The sequence below is a fragment of the Nonomuraea sp. NPDC048916 genome (assembly GCF_040649575.1).
Lineage (GTDB): Bacteria > Actinomycetota > Actinomycetes > Streptosporangiales > Streptosporangiaceae > Nonomuraea.
On the sequence record NZ_JBEZFS010000017.1, the window covers coordinates 250973 to 269679 of the forward strand.

19 protein-coding genes and 2 pseudogenes are annotated in these 18707 nt (G+C 71.4%); 9 read left to right on the forward strand and 12 right to left on the reverse strand.

Annotation, left to right across the window (positions count from 1 at the left end):
- Nucleotides 1–16: 16 nt before the first annotated feature.
- From AB0C16_RS20745 to AB0C16_RS20755, 3 genes are all read right to left on the reverse strand, one after another.
- A complete protein-coding gene (locus AB0C16_RS20745; RefSeq protein WP_357685174.1) occupies nucleotides 17–739 on the reverse strand; it encodes a hypothetical protein in 723 nt (240 codons plus the stop codon).
- Complete coding sequence (locus AB0C16_RS20750; RefSeq protein WP_357685176.1) at nucleotides 736–1464, reverse strand: GNAT family N-acyltransferase; 729 nt, start codon at nucleotides 1462–1464, stop codon at nucleotides 736–738. Before AB0C16_RS20750 ends, AB0C16_RS20745 begins: the two co-directional genes overlap by 4 nt.
- 259 nt (nucleotides 1465–1723) lie before the next feature.
- Nucleotides 1724–2689 carry an alpha/beta hydrolase gene (locus AB0C16_RS20755; RefSeq protein WP_357685178.1) on the reverse strand — a complete coding sequence of 322 codons (966 nt, stop codon included), beginning with the start codon at nucleotides 2687–2689 and terminating at the stop codon, nucleotides 1724–1726.
- A 161-nt stretch (nucleotides 2690–2850) separates the two neighbouring features.
- Here AB0C16_RS20755 and AB0C16_RS20760 point away from each other — a divergent pair, with 161 nt between their 5' ends.
- The 3 genes from AB0C16_RS20760 to AB0C16_RS20770 all read left to right on the forward strand — a co-directional run bounded on the left by AB0C16_RS20760 (nucleotide 2851) and on the right by AB0C16_RS20770 (nucleotide 4779).
- Nucleotides 2851–3456: a VOC family protein gene (locus AB0C16_RS20760; protein ID WP_357685180.1), complete on the forward strand. Its 606-nt coding sequence runs from the start codon at nucleotides 2851–2853 to the stop codon at nucleotides 3454–3456.
- A gap of 160 nt (nucleotides 3457–3616) precedes the next feature.
- Entirely contained in the window at nucleotides 3617–4132 is a 516-nt protein-coding gene (locus AB0C16_RS20765) for a cupin domain-containing protein (protein WP_357685182.1), read from the forward strand.
- Entirely contained in the window at nucleotides 4132–4779 is a 648-nt protein-coding gene (locus tag AB0C16_RS20770) for a metalloregulator ArsR/SmtB family transcription factor (protein ID WP_357685184.1), read from the forward strand. The genes AB0C16_RS20765 and AB0C16_RS20770 overlap by 1 nt, the downstream gene beginning before the upstream one ends.
- Before the next feature lie 37 nt (nucleotides 4780–4816).
- Here the strand turns inward: AB0C16_RS20770 and AB0C16_RS20775 are convergent, their stop codons facing one another.
- Genes AB0C16_RS20775 through AB0C16_RS20785 form a run of 3 tightly spaced genes read right to left on the reverse strand, consistent with a single transcriptional unit; the run spans nucleotide 4817 to nucleotide 7602 of the window.
- Nucleotides 4817–5311, reverse strand: coding sequence for a flavin reductase family protein (locus AB0C16_RS20775; protein ID WP_357685186.1), 495 nt, complete (start codon nucleotides 5309–5311; stop codon nucleotides 4817–4819).
- Entirely contained in the window at nucleotides 5308–6525 is a 1218-nt protein-coding gene (locus tag AB0C16_RS20780; RefSeq protein WP_357685188.1) for a styrene monooxygenase/indole monooxygenase family protein, read from the reverse strand. The genes AB0C16_RS20775 and AB0C16_RS20780 overlap by 4 nt, the downstream gene beginning before the upstream one ends.
- A gap of 33 nt (nucleotides 6526–6558) precedes the next feature.
- A complete protein-coding gene (locus AB0C16_RS20785) occupies nucleotides 6559–7602 on the reverse strand; it encodes an AraC family transcriptional regulator (protein WP_357685190.1) in 1044 nt (347 codons plus the stop codon).
- 141 nt (nucleotides 7603–7743) lie between these two features.
- On the opposite strand from AB0C16_RS20785, the gene AB0C16_RS20790 reads away from it, so the two are divergent.
- Together AB0C16_RS20790 and AB0C16_RS20795 are read left to right on the forward strand one after the other, a co-directional pair.
- Entirely contained in the window at nucleotides 7744–7962 is a 219-nt protein-coding gene (locus tag AB0C16_RS20790) for a DUF4328 domain-containing protein (RefSeq protein ID WP_357685192.1), read from the forward strand.
- Between the two features lie 91 nt (nucleotides 7963–8053).
- Nucleotides 8054–8365 (forward strand): ATP-binding protein, encoded by a 312-nt coding sequence (locus AB0C16_RS20795; protein WP_357685279.1) that lies wholly within the window; start codon nucleotides 8054–8056, stop codon nucleotides 8363–8365.
- A 16-nt stretch (nucleotides 8366–8381) separates the two neighbouring features.
- On the opposite strand, the gene AB0C16_RS20800 is transcribed toward AB0C16_RS20795, so the two are convergent.
- Nucleotides 8382–10595 (reverse strand): MMPL family transporter, encoded by a 2214-nt coding sequence (locus AB0C16_RS20800; RefSeq protein ID WP_357685194.1) that lies wholly within the window; start codon nucleotides 10593–10595, stop codon nucleotides 8382–8384.
- 97 nt (nucleotides 10596–10692) lie between these two features.
- Here AB0C16_RS20800 and AB0C16_RS20805 point away from each other — a divergent pair, with 97 nt between their 5' ends.
- Nucleotides 10693–11214, forward strand: a complete 522-nt coding sequence (locus tag AB0C16_RS20805; protein ID WP_357685196.1) for a TetR family transcriptional regulator — start codon at nucleotides 10693–10695, stop codon at nucleotides 11212–11214.
- A gap of 72 nt (nucleotides 11215–11286) precedes the next feature.
- Here AB0C16_RS20805 and AB0C16_RS20810 read toward each other — a convergent pair whose 3' ends face one another.
- The 3 genes and pseudogenes from AB0C16_RS20810 to AB0C16_RS20820 form a co-directional block, all read right to left on the reverse strand.
- Nucleotides 11287–13401 (reverse strand): PASTA domain-containing protein, encoded by a 2115-nt coding sequence (locus AB0C16_RS20810; RefSeq protein WP_357685281.1) that lies wholly within the window; start codon nucleotides 13399–13401, stop codon nucleotides 11287–11289.
- A 166-nt stretch (nucleotides 13402–13567) separates the two neighbouring features.
- Nucleotides 13568–14424: pseudogene (locus AB0C16_RS20815) on the reverse strand (RNA-guided endonuclease TnpB family protein); the annotation flags it as partial.
- 14 nt (nucleotides 14425–14438) lie between these two features.
- Nucleotides 14439–15257, reverse strand: coding sequence for an LLM class F420-dependent oxidoreductase (locus tag AB0C16_RS20820; RefSeq protein WP_357685198.1), 819 nt, complete (start codon nucleotides 15255–15257; stop codon nucleotides 14439–14441).
- A gap of 94 nt (nucleotides 15258–15351) precedes the next feature.
- Between AB0C16_RS20820 and AB0C16_RS20825 the strand changes: the two are divergent.
- The 3 genes and pseudogenes from AB0C16_RS20825 to AB0C16_RS20835 form a co-directional block, all read left to right on the forward strand.
- A pseudogene (locus AB0C16_RS20825) lies at nucleotides 15352–15480 on the forward strand (LLM class flavin-dependent oxidoreductase); the annotation flags it as partial.
- Between the two features lie 122 nt (nucleotides 15481–15602).
- A complete protein-coding gene (locus AB0C16_RS20830; RefSeq protein ID WP_357685200.1) occupies nucleotides 15603–16412 on the forward strand; it encodes a HipA family kinase in 810 nt (269 codons plus the stop codon).
- A complete protein-coding gene (locus AB0C16_RS20835; protein WP_357685201.1) occupies nucleotides 16409–16786 on the forward strand; it encodes a DUF3037 domain-containing protein in 378 nt (125 codons plus the stop codon). The genes AB0C16_RS20830 and AB0C16_RS20835 overlap by 4 nt, the downstream gene beginning before the upstream one ends.
- Before the next feature lie 661 nt (nucleotides 16787–17447).
- Here AB0C16_RS20835 and AB0C16_RS20840 read toward each other — a convergent pair.
- Both AB0C16_RS20840 and AB0C16_RS20845 read right to left on the reverse strand, forming a co-directional pair.
- Complete coding sequence (locus AB0C16_RS20840; protein ID WP_357685203.1) at nucleotides 17448–18296, reverse strand: hypothetical protein; 849 nt, start codon at nucleotides 18294–18296, stop codon at nucleotides 17448–17450.
- Nucleotides 18287–18610, reverse strand: a complete 324-nt coding sequence (locus tag AB0C16_RS20845; protein ID WP_357685205.1) for a hypothetical protein — start codon at nucleotides 18608–18610, stop codon at nucleotides 18287–18289. The genes AB0C16_RS20840 and AB0C16_RS20845 overlap by 10 nt, the downstream gene beginning before the upstream one ends.
- Nucleotides 18611–18707 lie beyond the last annotated feature (97 nt).

Here is an 18707-nt window from a genome sequence, read left to right on the forward strand (position 1 = left end):
CCCGTCGACCGGGGACTCAGGCGTCGGAGAGTTCGGCACGAAGCCCTGTGCGGAGGCGTTCGCGCTGAACCCCGGCGACGCCGGCACGAACCCGGGCCTCGGCGATCCGGGCCAGCGCTACACGCGCCTCGTGCCGCCGCCCGGTGGGCACGGGCTCCACCTGAGGATGGAGGGCCACCTCGACGACCAGGCGGCGGGTCGCGACCACCCGCAGGAGGGAGGCGAGAAGCGAGTCGTCTCCGACGTAGCAACCGCGGGTCGAGACCGACTCTCCCTCGAGGTAGCACAGCGTCGCGGGGCGCACCGCGGAGCCCGCCGCCAGGCCGCGAATGAGCGGCCACTCGCCGATCTCCCGTTTCGCCAGCGGTCGTGCCGGTACCGTGGCCGCCAGGACCAGCGGGTCGAGCCAGGAGATGTGGTTGGCCACGAGTAAGGTCCCCGGCTTCCCCGACGGCGCCGCGAGGGAGCCCGCTCCCGCCGTCCTGAACCTGATGCCGAGCGCGCGCAGCAGCAGCCTCGCCCAGGTCCTCGTGATCTGCGTCCGCCACGCCGTACGGGTCCGGCGGATCGCGAGGGAGATCGGGACGCCCGCGAGCAGCACGAGGCACGCCGCGACAAGCCGGCCCGCGCGACGGAGGGGCCCGGCGGCGACGACCGGAGCCGACACGCAGGCCGCGGGGGTGCACGGCCCCATCCGGAGCCAGGGGCTGACCTCGATCGGGCGCGCGGTGCCGCTCACAGCGGCTCGCCCAGAAAGTGGCGCAGGTAGCGGGTGTTCACCTTGGCCATCGAGAGCAGCACGAAGAAGTCGGCGACGCCGAAGTCCCGATCGTGCGCGGGCGCCCCGCACACCCAGGCGCCGAGCCGCAGGTAGCCGCGCAGGAGAGCGGGCGGCACGAACCGATCGGCCCGGACCACGTCGCGGATCGGCTCACGGGCCCGCCACGGGTCGCGGGGCGTGACGCGATACTCCTCCGGGCCCAGCGGCACCCGCTCGGCGACAGCCGCGGCGAGCGCGCCCCGGTCGTCGAGGGGCACCGAGCAGCAGCCCGCCAGCCACCGGTGGCCGCCGGCCACCATGTAACGCGCGATGCCCGCCCACATCAGGCCGACCACCGCACCGCTCCGGTGGTCGCGGTGCACGCAGGTGCGGCCCACCTCGACCAGGCCCCTCCTGAGGCCCGCGAGGTTGACGAGGTCGAACTCGCCGTCGGCGTACAGCCGGTCCACGCGCCCGGGCGGGAGCAGCCGGTAGGTGCCGACCAGCGTGCCGCCGTCGCGGACCAGGAGGTGGTCGCAGAAGGCGTCGAACCTGTCCACGTCGAGACCGGAGACCGGGCTGTCGAGCCGCGCTCCCATCTCCTCGGCGAAGACCTCGTACCGGAGCCGCTGTGCCTCCCGCACGTCGGCGGCACTCGTGGCCATGCCGACCGTGTAGCGACCGGTGTCAAGAGCGATCGTCATGGGCGCGCGTCCTTCCGTGGAACTGTCTCACGACCATGTCGACATGACTGAATGACCGTGGCGCCATCGATCGGAGGCAGCGAGGCGTCCGCCCGGTGAACCTCGTGCAGAACTCAACCGGCCGGCTGAGGGGGTGGTGTGATGCCGTACGCCGCGGCGACGGACTGCCTGGGGCTGCCGCCACACGTCGCGGCCGTTACTCCACAGCTCGCAGGCGTGAGGCGAACCGGTCGAACCGTTGCGCCAGATCGGCCGTACGTCAGCGCCGGAAGGCGCGTTCGAGCGCGGCGAACCTGGTCGCCACGGCCCTGTGGCTGAGCGCGGCGCCCGGGATCATCGCGTCGAATCCGTGGAAGCCGCCCGGATACAGGTGAAACTCGGTCGACACCCCCGCCTGGACGAGCCGCCGGGCGTAGTCGAGGTCCTCGTCCCTGAACACCTCGAGCTCCCCCACGTCGATGAACGCCGGAGGCAACCCCGAAAGGTCCGTGGCGCGGGCCGGCGCGGCGTACGGGGAGACGTCGTCGCCGCCCATCCGGTCGCCGAGCAGGGCGGTCCAGCCGAAGATGTTGGCCCCGCGGTCCCAGACCACGGCCTCGGCGAACTCGTGGCTGGACGGGGTGGTGTTGCGGTCGTCGAGCATGGGGCACTGGAGCAGTTGGAAGGCCACGGCGGGACCGCTCCTGTCGCGGGCGAGCAGCACGGTCGCGGCGGCCAGCCCGCCACCCGCGCTCATCCCGCCCACCGCCAGCCGTTCGAGGTCGATGCCCAGCTCGGCGGCGTTCTTGGCGGTCCACACCAGCCCGGCGTAACAGTCTTCGACGGGCGCGGGATGCGGGTTCTCGGGCGCGAGCCGGTAGTCGACCGAGACGACGACACAGCCGAGCCGCTCGGCGTAGCCGACGAGGGTGAAGTCGTCCATCTCGGGCGCGCCAAGGAACATCCCGCCACCGTGCACCCAGTAGAGGCAGGGCCGCCCGGCGCCCGCCCCGGGCGGCCGGTAGAGGCGCAGCCGCAGGTCGGACCCGCCGTCGGGGCCGGGCACGTGGCGATCCTCGATGACGACGTCGGTCTCGGGCACCGGGACTCCGGCCAGCATCGCGTTGACCTGGGCCCGCTGCCCGGCGATGTCCTCCATGGTCATGGTGGACGCGTCGAACTCCGGCAAGAGCATCTCTTCCAGCCCCGCACGGAGCTCGGGGTCGAGATTGGGATGGGACGTCATTCCGTTTCCTTCCACAGGTCACTTGCCGTACTTCCCACTGATCGGCCCCTTCAGCGGGGCGACCACCATTCGGCGATGATTCCCGTCCTTCCACCCGCTTGGCCGGAAGTGAAACCAGAGCCTAGCCCCACGGAGATAGTTGAAAGACGTACTGTTGACCCATGGCCGCAACCCCAGAAACGATGCACTGGCGGGGAGTGCACCACCTCGCCCTGGTGACCGCCGACATGGACGCGACAGTACGGTTCTGGCACGGGGTGCTCGACGCCCGGCTGGTCACCACCCTCGCCATCCCCGCGTTCAAGCACTACTTCTTCGAGGTGGCGCCGGGCAACACCATCGCCTTCTTCGAATACACCGACCAGGAGCTCGACAGCTTCGCCAAGCCGGCCGGCGTCCCCTACGCCCGGGCCGCCCAGTTCGACCACCTCTCGCTGCACCTGCCCGACGAGGACGCCCTGATCAGGATGCGCGACCGGCTCAAGGCCCACGGCTGTGAGGTCACCGACGTCATCGACCACGGCTTCCTGCGCTCCATCTACTTCAGCGACCCCAACGGCATCGCCCTCGAGGCCTCCTGGTGGACGATCGACCCGACGGGCCGGCCGGTGGACTACGCGGACGAGCGGCTGTTCGCCGACCCCGACCCGGTGCCGGCCGTGCGAGAGCTGCGCGAGACCGGGCAGCTCGCCCACACGGTCAGCACCCGCCTGGTGGACGGCATCATCGAGGACCTCAGGCGCGAAGGAATCACCCTGGAGCCCTGACCAAGGCGGCATCCCACTCGTTCACGCCGATCACCTCTTCCTTCGCGCCGCCCCATGGGCCCCAGGGCGGCGCCCCCACGGCTGCCCCCGACCTCCCTTCACAACGGATCAGCGAACTAGTAATCTAAAGATCCTTGGAACATTTGAAGGAGAGATCACCATGTCCTACCCCGACGCCCGCTACCTGGACGAGAAGGGCGCGAGCAGCGGCGTCTTCCGGACCGCCGACACGCCGCCGGACCTCACGATGGGCCCCAAGACCGACGACCCGGCCCAGAGAGGCACCGAGGTCCACTACCTCGGCACCGGCGCCACGACGGGCGGCGCCTTCGGCCTCTACCGCTGGGAGATGGGCCCCCGCAGGACCGGCCCGAGCCCCCACTTCCACCGCACGATCACCGAGTCGTTCTACGTCCTCGACGGCTCCATCAGGCTCTACAACGGCGAGCGGTGGGCCGACGGCAGGCCGGGCGACTTCCTGTACGTGCCCGAGGGCGGCATCCACGCCTTCTGCAACCAGTCGGGCGAGCCCGCCTCGATGCTCATCCTGTTCACCCCCGGCGCCCCGCGAGAGGCCTACTTCGAGGAGCTGGCCGACATCGCCGTCACCGGCCGCCGGCTGACCCCCGAGGAGTGGACCGACCTCTACCTCCGCCACGACCAGTACATGGTCTGATGTCCGGCTTCCCCGAAGAACCGATCTACGAGCAGCTCGCCCGCATCGGCAAGGCCCTGTCCAACCCGGTGCGGCTGCGCCTGCTCGACGTGCTCGACCAGCGCGAACGCACGGTCGAGGAGCTCGCCGAGGAGGCGGGCGTCCCGCTGAAGAACACCTCGGCCCAGCTCCAGCACCTCAGGGCCGCCCACCTGGTGACCGGCCGGAAGGACGGCACCCGGGTCCACTACCGGCTGGCCGACGAGCGGGTGTCACGCTTCCTGGGCCAGCTGCAGGGCTTCGCCCACGGCCGGCTCGCCGACCTGCGCGACGCGGTCTCGGAGCACCTCGGCTCCCTGGAGGGCGTCACCGCCGACGAGCTGGCCGCCCGTCTCACCGACCCCGGCACGATCGTCATCGACGTACGGTCCGCGGCGGCCTACGCCGAAGGTCATGTCCCCGGCGCCATCTCGGTGCCCCTGGCGACCCTCCAGGACCACCTCGACGACCTCCCCCACGACGTCGAGATCGTCGCCTACTGCGGCGGCCCCTACTGCGTCGTCTCCCCGAAGGCGGTCCGCCTCCTGCGCGCCCACGGCCACACCGCCCGCCCCCTGGACGGCGGCTTCACAGCCTGGCGCCGCTCCGGCCGCCCCTCTGCCCTCTGAGGGGTCCCCACCAGCCGGTTTGATCACGGGTAGTGGCTCAGGCTCCGATCCGGTCCATGGTCGGGTCCATGGCGCCCAGCTCGCGGTAGCGGCCCGCGTGGAAGACCAGCGGCTCGCCTTCCTGCCACTGGAAGTGCTCGACCTCGCCGATGAAGATGCGATGGTCACCGCCCTCGTACGCGGTCACCGTACGGCAGGCGAAGAAGGCCAGGGCACCGGCGAGAGCCGGCAGCCCGCTGGGCGTGAGACGGGTCTCCACTCCGGCGAACTTGTCCGGCGCCGGTCTGGCGAACCGCTGCGACAGGTGCTCCTGGCCGCAGGCCAGGACATTGACGGCGAACCCCTCGGCCCGCAGGAACACCGGGGTGCTCGGCGCCCGTTTGGACAGGCACCACAACACCAGGGCGGGGTCAAGCGAGACGGAGGCGAAGGAGTTCACGGTGACCCCGATCCGCTCCCCGCCCGGCGCGCAGGTGGTGACCACCGCCACCCCGGTGGCGTAGCGGCCGAGCGCGTCACGCAGTGTCCTCATGACGCGCTCGCGAGGTAGTCGCGTGCTGCGGCCGGGTCCATGAACCACTCGGCGAAGTCCGCCGGGTCGTCGAACCCGTTGACGAAGCGGGAGGCCACCGCGGGCAGGGAGCCGGCGGCGCCGAGGATCTCCAGCACGTGCGGCGGCGGAGGGGCGAGCAGGGCATTGGTCCACTCGGTGGCGTGCCGGGCGCCCGCCCAGTAACGCTCGAAGGTGGCCTCCATCCACGCCTGGTCGAACGGCTGGTCGCCGCGCTCCAGGATGGCGGCGAGGTAGGCGGAGGCGCACTTGGCGGCGTTGTTGGCGCCCTGGCCGGTGATGGGGTCGTTGAGCACCACCACGTCGGCGACGCCGAGCACCGGGGCGCCCGTCGGCAGGACGGCGACGGGCCGGCGGACCGTGGGCGCGAACCGGCCGGCGAGGGTGCCACGCTCATCGGTGAGCTCGACGTCGGCGCAGCGGGCGGCCTCCCACGGCAGGTACGTCTCCAGGATCGAGCGGCTCCTGGCCAGGTGCTCAGCGGGGGTGAAGACGTCGCCCCAGCAGTCCATCGGCCCGCCGGGGACACCCTCGAACACCATGATCTCGCACGGGCCGGTGACGGTGAGCGCGGGAAAGACGAAGTACTCGCCGACGCCGGGGATCAGGTTGAAGCAGACGGCGGAGTGTCCGGGCCGGGGGGTGAGCCCGTTGACGTAGGTGAGGGCCAGGGCGCGCTGCGGGACGTCGTACGGCGAACGGGCGGCGTCCCGCTCGAACAGCGAGGCGATCTTCCCCTTGCCCGCGGCCACCATGACCAGGTCGTGACGGGCCGCGTACTCCTCCAGGTCGCCGGGCGTCGCGTCGTGGATGACGACCTTCCCGCCCAGCCTCTCCACCTCGGCGAGCCAGGCGGGCATCTTCAGCCGCTGGTCGACCGAGCGGGCGGGCTCGTTCAGCCGGGCCGCCCAGCCGATGGCCTTGCCACCGTCGGGCCCGGGGACGGCGAGCTGGATACCGTCGATCGGCGGGCAGTCCGGCCACTGGTCGAGGCCGAGGTCGCGCTCGTGGCCGAGCGCGGTGCCGAACATGGCCTGGCTCGACGTGACCCGGCCGTGCCGGATGTCCTCGGGGGCGCGGTTGGAGACGACGGTGACGCCGTAACCGTTGCGCAGCAGGCCGAGCGCCAGGTGGAGCCCGGCCTGCCCGGCGCCGACGATGAGGATGTCGCGCATGGTGGTGGTCCTTCTGTGTGCTGGAGTGGATGATCAGAAGGTACGTTTCGGTGCCGTACGCCATCCATCCGCTGAGCGCGGGTTCCGTCCGATTGGCGCGGAGTTACGCAGCGTCGCCGACGGTGCCTGGCCGTACCTGTCCCTGTAGGCGGCGGCGAAGCGGCCCTGATGCGGGAAACCCCAGCGTGCGGCAACGGCGGTGACCGTGACCCGCGCCGGGTCGGCGCCCAGCAGCTCCTCGTGCACCCTGGCCAGCCGCACGTCACGCAGGTGTGCCATCGGGGTCAGGCCCAGGTGCGCGCGGAAGCCTTCCTGCAGCGAGCGGGTGCTGACCGCGACGGCCCCCGCCACGTCGGCGGTGTTGATCGGCAGGTGGGCGTGCTCCTCGATGAACCCCATCGCCCGCCGCACCACCTTCGGCACGGCCGGCGGCCGCGGCGCGGCCAGCTTCGGCCAGTAGTTGGACGGCTGCATGGTGAGCAAGCTGGACAGGAGCGCGTTCTCCAGGTGGGCGAGGGCCAGCGACTGCGCGGCCAGCCCGCCGCCGTCCTCGGCCGCATGGACGATCAGGTCGGCCATCGCCCGCCAGCTCCGGGCCCAGCCACTGGTCATGTCCATCCCCAGGTCGAAGACGAGCGGCCGGTCGAGCCGCTCACCGAGCATCTGCTCCAGGGTCTGCTCGACGGTCACGCGGTCGAACTTGACGATCAGCTGCGGGCATTGCGCGGCCCAGCGCATGTCGAGATGCTCCGTGGGCGACGGCAGCGAAGCCAGCGAAGGGGTGGAGACGATCTCCTGCCCGCCGCAGCGGATCAGGCTGTGCCCGGCCAGGGGCACCTGCACCAGGAAGAACGACTCCAGCTCCCCCGGCTCGATGCGGACGTCGGTGCCGTAGTCGAGGTAGCTCACCCGTACTGAGCCGAGCTGCGCGGAGTTGAACCGCGCCGCCAGCAGGGCGGGATCGCCGGTCAGGTCCAGCCGGTGCGCGCAGAACACCCGCCCCACCTGCTCGCGCACCTCGTCCGGATCCGAGCCGGTGACCAGCGGCGTGTTGTCCAGCAAAACCCTGTGCACCATCGAGCGCCTGCCTTCGCACGTATCCGGGTGACACGTGATCATCGTCAGAGCGGGAGGCGGCGTTCCAGGTAGAAATGCACACAGCTACCGAGTTCAACCGGCTCCGGTATACGCGCCTGGCGCGCCCGTACAGCTCGCCGGGTGGGTGGTGCCGATCATCGCTTCTGGTATCCCAAGCAGATCGTCGACGACATCTGGCGTGCCTCCCATCGAGCCGGCGCCGACCCGTCACCCCGCTCCCGACTGGTCACCGTCTGGTGGGCGAGCTGGCAGAGATATCCACGCCTCTGTGCATCCCTGACCAAGACACCCCCACCACGCCCACCCACCCGATCCGGCCCGAGCACGTCAACGCGATGATCGACCTGCACCCCGGCGGCCTGACCTGGCGACGCACCTTCCCCGGCACCCTGACCAGATCCCCCGCGCCCGCCACTTCACCCGCTACCTCCTGGCCGACTCCCCCTGCCAGGACGACGCCGAACTCATCATCGCCGAACTCGCCACCAACGCCCTCCAGCACACCGGCAGCAACCGTCCTCATGGCACCTTCATCGTCGAAATCACCCGCACCACCGCGGCGATCACCCTCGCCGTCTATGACTGCGGATGGGGTGCCACCCCACGCTTCGCCACCCCCTGCCGCACCACCGCCGAACACGGACGTGGCCTGGCCATCGTCGCCGCCATCGCCGACCGAACAGGTCACGAAGGCGACGACGAGATCGACCACAAGGTCTGGGCGAGAATCCACACCCCCTGAGCTCGCCCCATACCGGTCAGGTGTGGACGAGCTCCTTGGCGGGCGGTGCGGGGGCCGGGTCCTCGTCGTGGCCCTCGACCGAGAGGTTGGGCAGGAGGCGGTCGAGCCAGGCCGGGCACCACCAGTTGGCGCGGCCGAGCAGCACCATGGTGGCGGGCACCAGGAAGCCCCGGATGATCGTGGCGTCCACCGCGATGGCCACGGCCAGGCCCACCCCGAACGTCTTGACCATCGGGTCCGGATAGGCGATGAAGGCCACGAAGACGGCGACCATGATGAGCGCCGCCGAGGTGATGACCCGGCCGGTCGCCCCGAGGCCCTCCGCCACGGCGCGGGCGTTGTCGCCGTGCCGCTGGTAGGCCTGGCGCACCGCGGTCAGCAGGAACACCTCGTAGTCCATGGAGAGCCCGAACAGCACCGCGAACAGCATCAGCGGCACGTAACTCTCGATCGGCACCGCGAAGAAGACGGTCTGCAGGTACGAGGCGCCGGCCGGCGCGTCCATGCCGACGAGCCCGCTGCCCAGCCCGACCGAGAACACCAGGGCGAGCGCCCCGAAGGCGGCCCCCAGCGACACGAGGTTCATCAGCGCCGCCTTGACGGCGACGACGGGCGCGCGGAAGGCCAGCAGCAACAGCATGGCGCTGAGCACCACGACGACTCCGATGACCAGCGGGGTGCGGTCGGACATGCGGTCGGCGGCGTCGGCCAGAGCGGCGACCTCCCCGCCGACGTGCAGCGAGACGCCGGGAACGGAGATGGCGCGGACGTCGCGCACCACCTCGGCGGCCCGGGTGTCGCTGGGCGCGTACTCCGGGACGACCTGAACCAGGACGGACCGGCCCGAGTCGTTGACCTGCGCGGGCGCCACGTGCGCGACGCCGTCGACGGCCTCGATCTCGCGGGTGATCCGCTCGACGATCGGGGCGGGCTTGTCGGTGTCCGCCACCCGCGACGGCAGCTGGGCGACGACGAGCAACGGTCCGTTGCTGCCGGGGCCGAAGCCGACCGCCATCAGCTCGTACGACCGCCGGGAGTCCGACCCCTGCGTGCCGTACCCGTCGTCGAGCGGCCCGAGCTTCAGCGCCAGCGCGGGCGCGGCCAGCGCGGCGAGCACGACCACGCTGCCGAGCAGGACCCGCCAGGGCCGGCGGGCGACCCAGGCGCCGAGCGCGCCCCAGCCGGACGATTCGGGGCGCCGGCCGAGGAAGGGCACCTTGAGGGCGTTGATCCGGTGGCCGAGCATCCCGAGCAGCGCGGGCACCAGCGTGACCGAGGTGAGCACGGCGGTCACCACGGAGATGCCGGTGATCCAGCCGAGCGTCCGCAGCAGCGGGAAGCCGCCGAGCATGAGCGCGCTCAGCGCGATGATGACAGTGCCGCCCGCGAACACCACGGCCCCGCCCGAGCTGGCCACGGTCCGCCGCACCGACTCGCCGACGGTGACGCCGGAGGCGAGCAGCCGCCGGTGCCGTGACAGCAGGAACAGGGCGTAGTCGATGCCCACGCCGAGCCCGATCATCGTGGCCATGATGCCGGCCTGCTTGGGCACGTCCACGACGTGTCCGAGCAGCCCGATGATGCCCAGCCCGGTGGCGACGCTGACCAGCGCGGTGAAGATGGGCACCATCGCCGCCGTCAGCGTCCCGAACGCGAACACCAGGACCAGGAGCGCGCACGTCACTCCGATGATCTCGCTGGGGCCGGTCTTGATCTCCTTGTCGGCCGGCGTCGAGCTGTCGGCGGGCACGACCTCCAGCCCGGCGGCCCGCGCCGGGTCGGCCGCCTTCGACACGGCCTGCGTGGTCTCGGCGACCTTGCTGCCGTCGTGCCCTTCCATGCGCACGCTGATGACGCCGATGCGCAGGTTGGACGCGATGCCGCCCATCCGGTACGGCGTCTCCACCTTCACGACGTGCGGAAGGGCGCGGATGCGGTCCATGGCCTGTTCGACGGCCTGCTTGCCGCGCTCGGCAGTTAGCGGCTCCTTCTCCGAGTAGAGCACGAGCTGGACGGTGCCGCCCGGCCCGTAACCGGGGCCGAAGCCGGAGCGCATCAGGTCGTGGGCGCGCTGCGCGTCGGTGCCGGGGATCGTCACGTCCGTGCTGACCGGGCTGCCGATCACCAGGCTGCCGCCCAGCAGGGCCGCCGCCGCGATCACCCATAACGTCAGGACGATCCGCCCGTGTCGTGCGCACCAGCCGCCCAGCCGTCCCAGAAAGCGCGTCATCGCAGATCCCCCTCGACGGCCGTCCTGTACGGTCGTACAGGACCTACGATAGAACGCGAAATATCCGGTACGCCGGTGCATGTGCGGAAATGAGACGATGACCACAGCCGACGACACGCGCAGCCGAATCCTGGCGGCGGCCCGGGAGCTGTTCGCCGAGCGCGGCTACTCCAACACCTCGCTGGCCGACATCGCCGCGGCCGTCGGCCTCACCAAGACGGCCGTCGCCTACCACTTCCACCCGAAGGACCGGCTGGCCTCCGAGCTGCTCGCCCCCGCCGCCGACGACATGCTCACGCTGCTGGGGACCGAGTTCGGCGACCGGGGGGCCTTCCTCGGGGCACTGGTCTCCTTCGTGGTACGGCACCGCGCGGTGATCCGGCTGGTCATGGAGGACATCAACGGAGCCGACGACGCCCCGCCGGGCTCGCCGGGCGAGGCCATCAGAACGTTCCGGGACGAGATCTTCGTCAGACTGGTGGGCCCCGATCCCGATGCCGAGAGCAGGCTGCGCGGCTGGGCGGTGCTCGGCGCGTTGCAGTGGGGTGTCGTGCAGACGATGGACCTGCCTCCGGAGCAGGTCGAGAAGGTGCTCACCCGGGCGGTCCAGGCGATCTAGGCCGGGCACGTCGCGCTCCCGCGGCGGTCGGCGAGGATGCGGCGCCGCCGTGCGCCGCCGCCGGCCGGGTCGCTAACCCTCGGCGGGCGGCTCCGGAGACTGGGTGGCGGGCGGCTCCGAGGGCTCCGTGGGATCCGGGTCGGTCTGCGCCTCGACGCCGACGGTGATCACCACGCCGCTGCCCGGCCTGGCGCAGGCACCGGCCGCGACGCTCTGCGCCAGCACGGTGCCCACCTGCGCCTCGTCGGTCACCATCCGACCCTGCCGCGTCACCGTGAACCCGGCGGCACGCAGCTCGGCGCGCGCGGCCGCGGGCGCCTTGCCGGTGACCGATGGGACGGCCGCACCCTGGCGCGACACGACCAGCGCCACCCGGGCGCCGCCCGCGACACGGCTGCCCGCCTCCGGCTTGCTGGACACCACCTGCCCGGTCGGTTGCGTGGAGCAGGAGGCGGTGACCGCGCCCACCGTGAGCCCGGCTCCGGTCAGGGCCGCCTCCGCGGCCTTGCGCTGGAGACCGGCGACGACGGGCACCGGCAACCCGGCCGACACGCGCAGCCCGACCGCGGCCCCCTTGGACACGAGGGCTCCCGCCACAGGCTGGGTGGTCAGCACCAGGCCGACCTCGCGGCCGGAGTCGACCTGGGTGACGGTGCCGGTGGCCAGCCCCGCCCGCTTGAGCGCCCTGATCGCGGCGGCGCGGTCCAGCCCCGCGAGCGCGGGCACCCGCACCCCAGCGGGCACCCTGGCCGGCGGTTCGGAGGACGGCCCGCGGGTCTCCGGTGTCCGCCCGCTCTTCTCGGTGGCCTTCGCGTCCGGCCGGGTCAGCGTGCCGGCCGGAGCGGTCGTGATGGCGGTGGGCCCGGCGGCCCGCGGCGGGCCGTCCGACCGGAACGCCGGCACCACCACGGTGACCAGCACCGCCGCGCTGACCAGCAGCGCGGCGGACACCGCGAGACCCGCCCGGTTGAACGCCTGGCCGGTCCGCCGCGTCGTCTCCACCTCGGCGAAGGACGGCCCGGTCCCGTGGACCACTCCCAGTCCCATGCCGGCCGACGTGGCGGGAGACCCCGGGGGCGGGTGCTCCCCTGACGAAACCGGGCCGGGGAGACGGTAACCGCCGGGCGCGCCGGTGGCCTCCGGCTGCGCGACCGACGCAGAGTCCGATACAGAGCCCGGCACGGAACCCGGCACGGAACCCGGCACGGAGCCCGGAGACGCGAAGGCGGTCGCGGGGGGCACGCGCACGATGAGCGGCGGAGGTGAGCGCAGCACCTCCGCGGGCACGGCCCCGGGATCCCCCAGCAGGTCCAGCAGCAGCTCGCGACTGGTGGGCCGGTTGCGCGGATTCTTGTCCAGGCAAGCCTCGACGATTTCCCGCAGCCGGCCGTCCAACCGGCCGAGCTCGGGCGCGGCGGTCAGGATGCGGTGCAGCACCGGCGCCACGGAGTCCTGACCGAACGGCGCCGACGCGTTGGCCGCGAAGCACATCGTGGCGCCCCAGGAGAACACGTCGGCCGCCCCGGTGACGGCCGACGCCGTGATCTGCTCCGGAGCCATGTAGGCGGGCGTGCCGACTCCCCTGCCGCTCACCGTCGCCGCCGCGTCCAGCGCCCGCGCCAGCCCGAAGTCGATCACGCGCGGCCCGTCGGGGCCGAGCAGCACGTTCTGCGGTTTGAAGTCACGGTGCACGATGCCCGCCCGGTGGATCGCCGCGAGCGCCGTCGCGGTGCTCACCGCGATCCGCTCCAGCGCGCCGCCGACCGGCGGCCCGGTGAGCGCGACGTGCCGCTGCAGCGACGGCCCGTCGACGTACTCGCTCACGATGTACGGCCGGCCGTCGTCGAACCCCGCCTCGATCACCTGGGCGGTGCAGAACCGCGCGACGTGCTTGGCCAGCTCCACCTCCCGCAGGAACGCCGCCCTCTCATCCCCCACGGATCCATGCAGCAGCTTGACCGCGTACCTCTCCTCGCCGTACCGCCCTTCGCCGGACCTCTCTTCGCCGCGCCTCTCGTCGTCCTGCCGCTCCTCGCCGCGCCTCTCCTCGCCGTAGTCTTGCTCGCCGTGGCTCGCCTCGCCCCTCGTCCCGAGGTACACCACGCCCTGACCACCCTCGCCCAGGCGCCCCGACAGCTCGTACGCCCCGAGCCGCCGCGGGTCCCCCGTTCTGAGCGGCTGTGCCATAGGCACGGGGCCCCTCCCCTCGCCGCCTTCTTCCCCATCCACTGAAGGCAACCGGCGGCCGGGAGTCAACGGTGACCACGGCAATCGCCGCCCGACCGTGACAAAGGCGGTCAGGACGAGCGGGAGAGGCTACCCGAATACGTCATGCCTTCGTCACCCTGGCGCGTCACCTTGTTGACCTCCTCTCCTCGTGAACGAGGGCGATTCCCACCCTCACGGGTGAGATTTCCTGCTTCACCGCCGGCCGCCCGCCAGGAAAGGGGACTTCCCTTGAGGTCTTACGCCGGCTCCACAGGCGTTTCAGCTCTCCGCCAGCCCGGCGGCGAGAATGTTCTTGGCCACGTTGACGTCCCGATCGTGGTGTGCGCCGCAGGCGCATACCCAGGTCCGGACGTTCAACGGCATCGTGTCGGTGATGGTGCCGCACGCCGAGCACAGCTTGGAGGACGGGAACCAGCGGTCCACCACGACAAGCCGCCGCCCATACCAGCGGCTCTTGTACTCCAGCATGCCGCGCAACTGGCGCCAGGACGCGTCGGAGATGGCGCGCGCCAGGTTGTGATTCTTGACCATGGTGCGGATGGTCAGGTCTTCCACGGCGATCGTTTGGTTCTCGCGAACAAGCCGTGTGCTGACCTTGTGCGGGAAGTCGCGTCTGCGGTCGGCGATCCGCGCGTACACGCGAGCCACCGTCAGCCGGGCCTTGGCCCGGCTGTTCGAGCCTTTCTGTTTGCGGGCCGGCGCCCGCTGAGCACGGGCCGGCCGCCTGCGGTCGGCCCGCTCATGACGCGGGTTGACGATCTTCTCCCCGGTCGACAGCGTCACCAGAGCGCTGATGCCCGCATCCACCCCCACCCGAGCCTCTACCGGGGGCAGTGGGGCGATCTTCTCCTCCACCAGGATGGACACGAACCAGCGCCCGGCCGCGTCCTTGCCCACGGTCACCGTGGACGGCCGCGCACCTTCGGGGAGAGGGCGCGACCACACGATGTCCAGCGGCTCGGACATCTTGGCCAGCGTCAACAAGGTCTCCAACCTCAAAGAGACGCGATGAGCCGGGCGTACTCGTCCAGCTTGGCCAGCACCTCGCCGGACGACGCGCTGGGCAGGGCGACCACGACCTCCTCGACGCCCAGCCCGGCGTAGTAGTCGAGTTTCTCCCGCGTCGGCAGCGTGCCGAACGGGATCACCCGCGCCATCGGCCGACCGGCCTTCTCGCACGCCTCGCGCAGGGCGGGCAGCGCGGCCTTGACTCCCTTGCCGCCGATCGGCATCCAGCCGTCGGCGTATTCGGCGACCTGCGCGAACAGCTTGGGCCCGGCCGCGCCCCCCACGTAGACGGGCGGCCCGGAGATCGGTTTGGGCCACGACCAGGACGCCTCGAACCCGTCGAAGGAGGCGACCTCGTCGCGCCAGAGCGCCCGCATCGCCAGCACGTGCTCACGGGCCACCTCGCGCCGGGAGCCGTACGGGACGCCGTGGTTCTCGATCTCCTCCACGTTCCAGCCGAAGCCGATGCCGACCACCGCGCGCCCGCCCGAGAGGTGGTCGAGCGTGGCGATGGCCTTGGCGGTGACGATGGGGTCGCGCTGGGCGGCGAGCAGGATGCCGGTGCCGACCAGCAGCCGCTCGGTCGCGGCGGCGGCGAACGAGAGCGCGACCAGTGGGTCGAGGGTGCGTTTGTACTCCTCGGGGAGCTCAGCCTGCCCGCCCGCCGGCGGGGTGCGCCGCGAGACCGGGATGTGGGTGTGCTCGGGCATGTACAGCGAGGCGAAGCCGCGTTCCTCGGCCGCCCGGGCCAGCTCGTGAATCGGCATGGCCAGGTCTGTGGCGAACATCGTGACGCCGAGCCTCATGCGCACCGTCCTTCCGTCAACCAAGCGCGCCGCCCCGGATCGGCTTCGACGCGCTGATGATGATCGAACATTTCCATTCTGAGGGCATGGGGCCGTCGCTGTCTGCCCCAGGCTGTATCAGAACCCGCACCCCGAGCTGTGGCAGCCGTTCACGATCTCCGACCGCTCGGTCATCAGGGCCGGGCAGGAGAACATCCTGCCGTGGATGTTCACCCCGACCCCGGCGACCACGCCGCCAAGGCCGACGCCGGCGCCTATCACCGCTTCGCCGAAGAGATCATCGCGAAGATCTGACCGCCGCGCCCGGCAGCCGGAGACGGTCCCGCGGCGCGATAGCCTCGGGGCGTGCTGGAAAGGATCGCCGCGACGCGATACGTGACGCCGTTGCGGGAGGGCGGCTCGCTGCCGGGAGTCGTCGAAGCCGATGACCTCGGCACCTATGTCGTGAAATTTCGCGAAGCCGGGCAGGGCCGCCGCGTCCTCGTCGCCGAGATCATCTGCGCCGAGCTCGCCCGCCGGCTCGGCCTGCGCACCCCCGACCTCAAGCTGATCGACCTCGACCCCCAGCTCGGCGTCCGCGAGCCCGACGAGGAGGTCCAGGACCTGCTCAAGGCCAGCACCGGCATCAACCTGGCGATCGACTTCCTGCCAGGCGCCCTCGGCTTCGAGCCGCTCACCTGGTCACCCGACCCCGGCTTCGCCTCCCGCACACTCTGGTTCGACGGGCTGATCCACAACATCGACCGAAGCTGGCGCAACCCCAACCTGCTCCTCTGGCACCAGGATGTCTGGCTGATCGACCACGGCGCCGCGCTCTGGTTCCACCACAACTGGAAGACGGCCGATCCCCAGCGCCCGTTCGACGCGAGCGACCACGTGCTGGCCCCGTTCGCGACCGGCGTCGACGCGGCCGCCGAAGAGCTCTCCGCGCGGATCACGCCAGAGCTGCTGGCGAAGGTGACCGCCCTGGTGCCCGACGAGTGGCTCGACGGCGAGCCGGGATTCGGCTCGGCACAGGCCGTCCGCGACGCCTACGTCGACCACCTGCTGCGGCGCGCCCACGGACCGCGCGCGTGGCTGACCCGCGGCGAGCCCAAGGCCCACCGGACGGGGCCGGCGTCCGTCGGCGAGTTCTGGCGGGGAGGCCGCCGATGAGCAAGGACGTGTACGAGTACGCGGTGATCCGCGTCGTGCCCCGGATCGAGCGCGGCGAGCAGATCAACGTGGGCGTGCTCCTCTACTGCCAGCCACGCGACTACCTCTGCGCGCGGGTCGAACTCGACGCCGTGCGCCTGCGCGCCCTCGATCCCGACGCCGACGCCGAGGGCGTCCGCCGGGCGCTCGGCGCCTACGAGCTGGCCTGCGGCGAGGAGGCCGGCCCGCTGGCCGGGGAGTCGCTGGGCGGCAGGTTCCGCTGGCTGACCGCGCCGCGCAGCACGATCGTCCAGACCGGCCCGGTCCACGCCGGCCTCACCACCGACCCCGGCACCGAGCTGACCAGGCTCTTCGACGTCCTGGTGCGCCTGTGACCTGGCAACGGCGCCGGTGCCCATCGGCCGGGCCCGGCGGCGATCTCGGTCGCCGGGCGCTCGACGCTCTCCATCCCACCCGTGCTGAGGTGAGCGCGGCAAGACCACCCGTGGGAGGTGGACAGGGGGACGGGAGACGTTCGAGCGGGCGGTCGTCGAACCCGACACAGCCTGGCGGAGGTCCCAGAAGTGCGGGCAATCGCCCAGGGAGCGGCCGCCGGGCCCCTGGAGTGGGCGGCCTCATCGACGTGCCCTTGCGAGCGTACAAACGGCTGACTGGTGACAGCCGACTGTGGGGGCGGCCGAGAAACTGGGCGTGCTGACCGACGACGAACTCAGGGGCGACCCGACCGGGGAGTCCTGGTGAACGACATTAACTACGACGGGTCGACGCCGTCGTCGCCGAGGAGGCGCTGGCCGACGGCGCGCCCCTGCTTTACCCCGAGCGGGGCAGCAACGTCGTGGCCGCTATGACATCGGCAACCCCCGCGAGGAGATCGAGCAGATCATCGGCACCGGCGTCACCCACGTGCCCGCTGCATCGCCGCGGCCCGCGACTGCCATAGTCGGTGTCTCCGCCGACTCGGCCAACGCCGAGCGCCTGGCCGTGCTCGGCGATGATGGGCCGCCCCGCTACCCACCTGCGTGTCCACGGCCTGGCTCAGTTGTCTCGACCTGTTCCGCGCAGCTCGGCTTCGGCTGCCTTTTGCTGGGCGGCCTTCGGACTGATGCCTCGGAGGGCGTCGGCAGCATCTTTCAGTGCGCGGGCCTGTTCCGCGGCCAATCTGGCATCGCCTTCCGCTACCTCTACGGCCACGCCTCTGGCCCGTGGACCCGGGGCTCCGTCCTTTCCTCTCCAGCCACGTTTGGAAAAATCTGCGTTCATTCTGTTGCCCCCTCGTCCTCCGGCCTGCGCAGGGCTTGGTCCAGAGAAGGCTAGGCGGGAGTGGGGGCCGAGGTTGCCGAGCTGCTCGAGGGTGGTGCGGAGGCTGTTGCTGGCGCGGCGGATAGCGTTGGCGACGGCGCCGCGCAGGTGGGTGAAGAGGCGACGGGTGACGGCGTTGATGGATGTGCGAGCGTGCAGTATCGCGCGGACGGTGATGATGAGGCCGCCGGTGGCCGCAGTGACGGCTGCGATGGCCAGCTGCGCGGCACACGCGGTCAGCCATCCCAGCGCGGCGATCTTGACCGTTCGGATTGCCTCGGCGGTGACGGTGAGAACGGTGGATGCCCGTTCGGCGACATGGAGCAGCTTGCCGGTGTGACCGTTGGCGGCGAGGGTGTTCCAGTGGCCGGCGAAGGTGTCTCGGGTTGGTCCGCTGGTTGCGGTGGTGAACCGGGTGGCGGCCTGCTCGGTCCCGTCCAGGGCTGGTATGGCTTGACGGGTGAACGCGCCGATCGTGTTACCGATCGCTTTCACGTTGTCCTCGTCCACGGTGAACAGCTCGGCGACCCCGCCGCCGACAAGGGCGGCCACGCTGGTGAGCTCGGCGGGGATTGTCAGACCCATGCGGTGCGCCCCGGGCTCAACTGCTCAGCGGAGGCGGCGTCAGCCTGGCTCACGGCCGTCACCGAGTCAGCCATACCGTCGGCCGTGGCCGCATAAGCCTGCGTGGTGCGATCAGCCACCCGTACCAGCAGGCCGGTGAACTCTCCCAGTATCGCGCTCAGTTCCCCGTCCTGCGAACCGCCAGCACTACAGGTGACAAGGCCGGCCCGGAGGAGCTCGACGGCCTCGGCATATTGTTCAACGGTCTGCATCATCTCCCGGGTGGCATGTTCCGCCGCACCGAATGCCACGGACATACCCTCCTGATTGCTCATCGTTGCAGTCGCCTCTCATCCTTGTCGTTGATCAGATCTATGGGACGAACTGTCAGATACCGAGCACGCAGTTGCCCGTAATCTCGACGGCGCCGGC

Excerpts from the sequence above, each read along its gene's own strand:
- AB0C16_RS20750 (WP_357685176.1), bottom strand. The coding sequence starts at position 1,464 with ATGACGATCGCTCTTGACACCGGTCGCTACACGGTCGGCATGGCCACG.
- AB0C16_RS20755 (WP_357685178.1), bottom strand. The coding sequence starts at position 2,689 with ATGACGTCCCATCCCAATCTCGACCCCGAGCTCCGTGCGGGGCTGGAA.
- AB0C16_RS20760 (WP_357685180.1), top strand. The coding sequence starts at position 2,851 with ATGGCCGCAACCCCAGAAACGATGCACTGGCGGGGAGTGCACCACCTC.
- AB0C16_RS20765 (WP_357685182.1), top strand. The coding sequence starts at position 3,617 with ATGTCCTACCCCGACGCCCGCTACCTGGACGAGAAGGGCGCGAGCAGC.
- AB0C16_RS20770 (WP_357685184.1), top strand. The coding sequence starts at position 4,132 with ATGTCCGGCTTCCCCGAAGAACCGATCTACGAGCAGCTCGCCCGCATC.
- AB0C16_RS20775 (WP_357685186.1), bottom strand. The coding sequence starts at position 5,311 with ATGAGGACACTGCGTGACGCGCTCGGCCGCTACGCCACCGGGGTGGCG.
- AB0C16_RS20780 (WP_357685188.1), bottom strand. The coding sequence starts at position 6,525 with ATGCGCGACATCCTCATCGTCGGCGCCGGGCAGGCCGGGCTCCACCTG.
- AB0C16_RS20785 (WP_357685190.1), bottom strand. The coding sequence starts at position 7,602 with ATGGTGCACAGGGTTTTGCTGGACAACACGCCGCTGGTCACCGGCTCG.
- AB0C16_RS20800 (WP_357685194.1), bottom strand. The coding sequence starts at position 10,595 with ATGACGCGCTTTCTGGGACGGCTGGGCGGCTGGTGCGCACGACACGGG.
- AB0C16_RS20805 (WP_357685196.1), top strand. The coding sequence starts at position 10,693 with ATGACCACAGCCGACGACACGCGCAGCCGAATCCTGGCGGCGGCCCGG.
- AB0C16_RS20810 (WP_357685281.1), bottom strand. The coding sequence starts at position 13,401 with ATGGCACAGCCGCTCAGAACGGGGGACCCGCGGCGGCTCGGGGCGTAC.
- AB0C16_RS20820 (WP_357685198.1), bottom strand. The coding sequence starts at position 15,257 with ATGAGGCTCGGCGTCACGATGTTCGCCACAGACCTGGCCATGCCGATT.
- AB0C16_RS20835 (WP_357685201.1), top strand. The coding sequence starts at position 16,409 with ATGAGCAAGGACGTGTACGAGTACGCGGTGATCCGCGTCGTGCCCCGG.
- AB0C16_RS20840 (WP_357685203.1), bottom strand. The coding sequence starts at position 18,296 with ATGGGTCTGACAATCCCCGCCGAGCTCACCAGCGTGGCCGCCCTTGTC.
- AB0C16_RS20845 (WP_357685205.1), bottom strand. The coding sequence starts at position 18,610 with ATGAGCAATCAGGAGGGTATGTCCGTGGCATTCGGTGCGGCGGAACAT.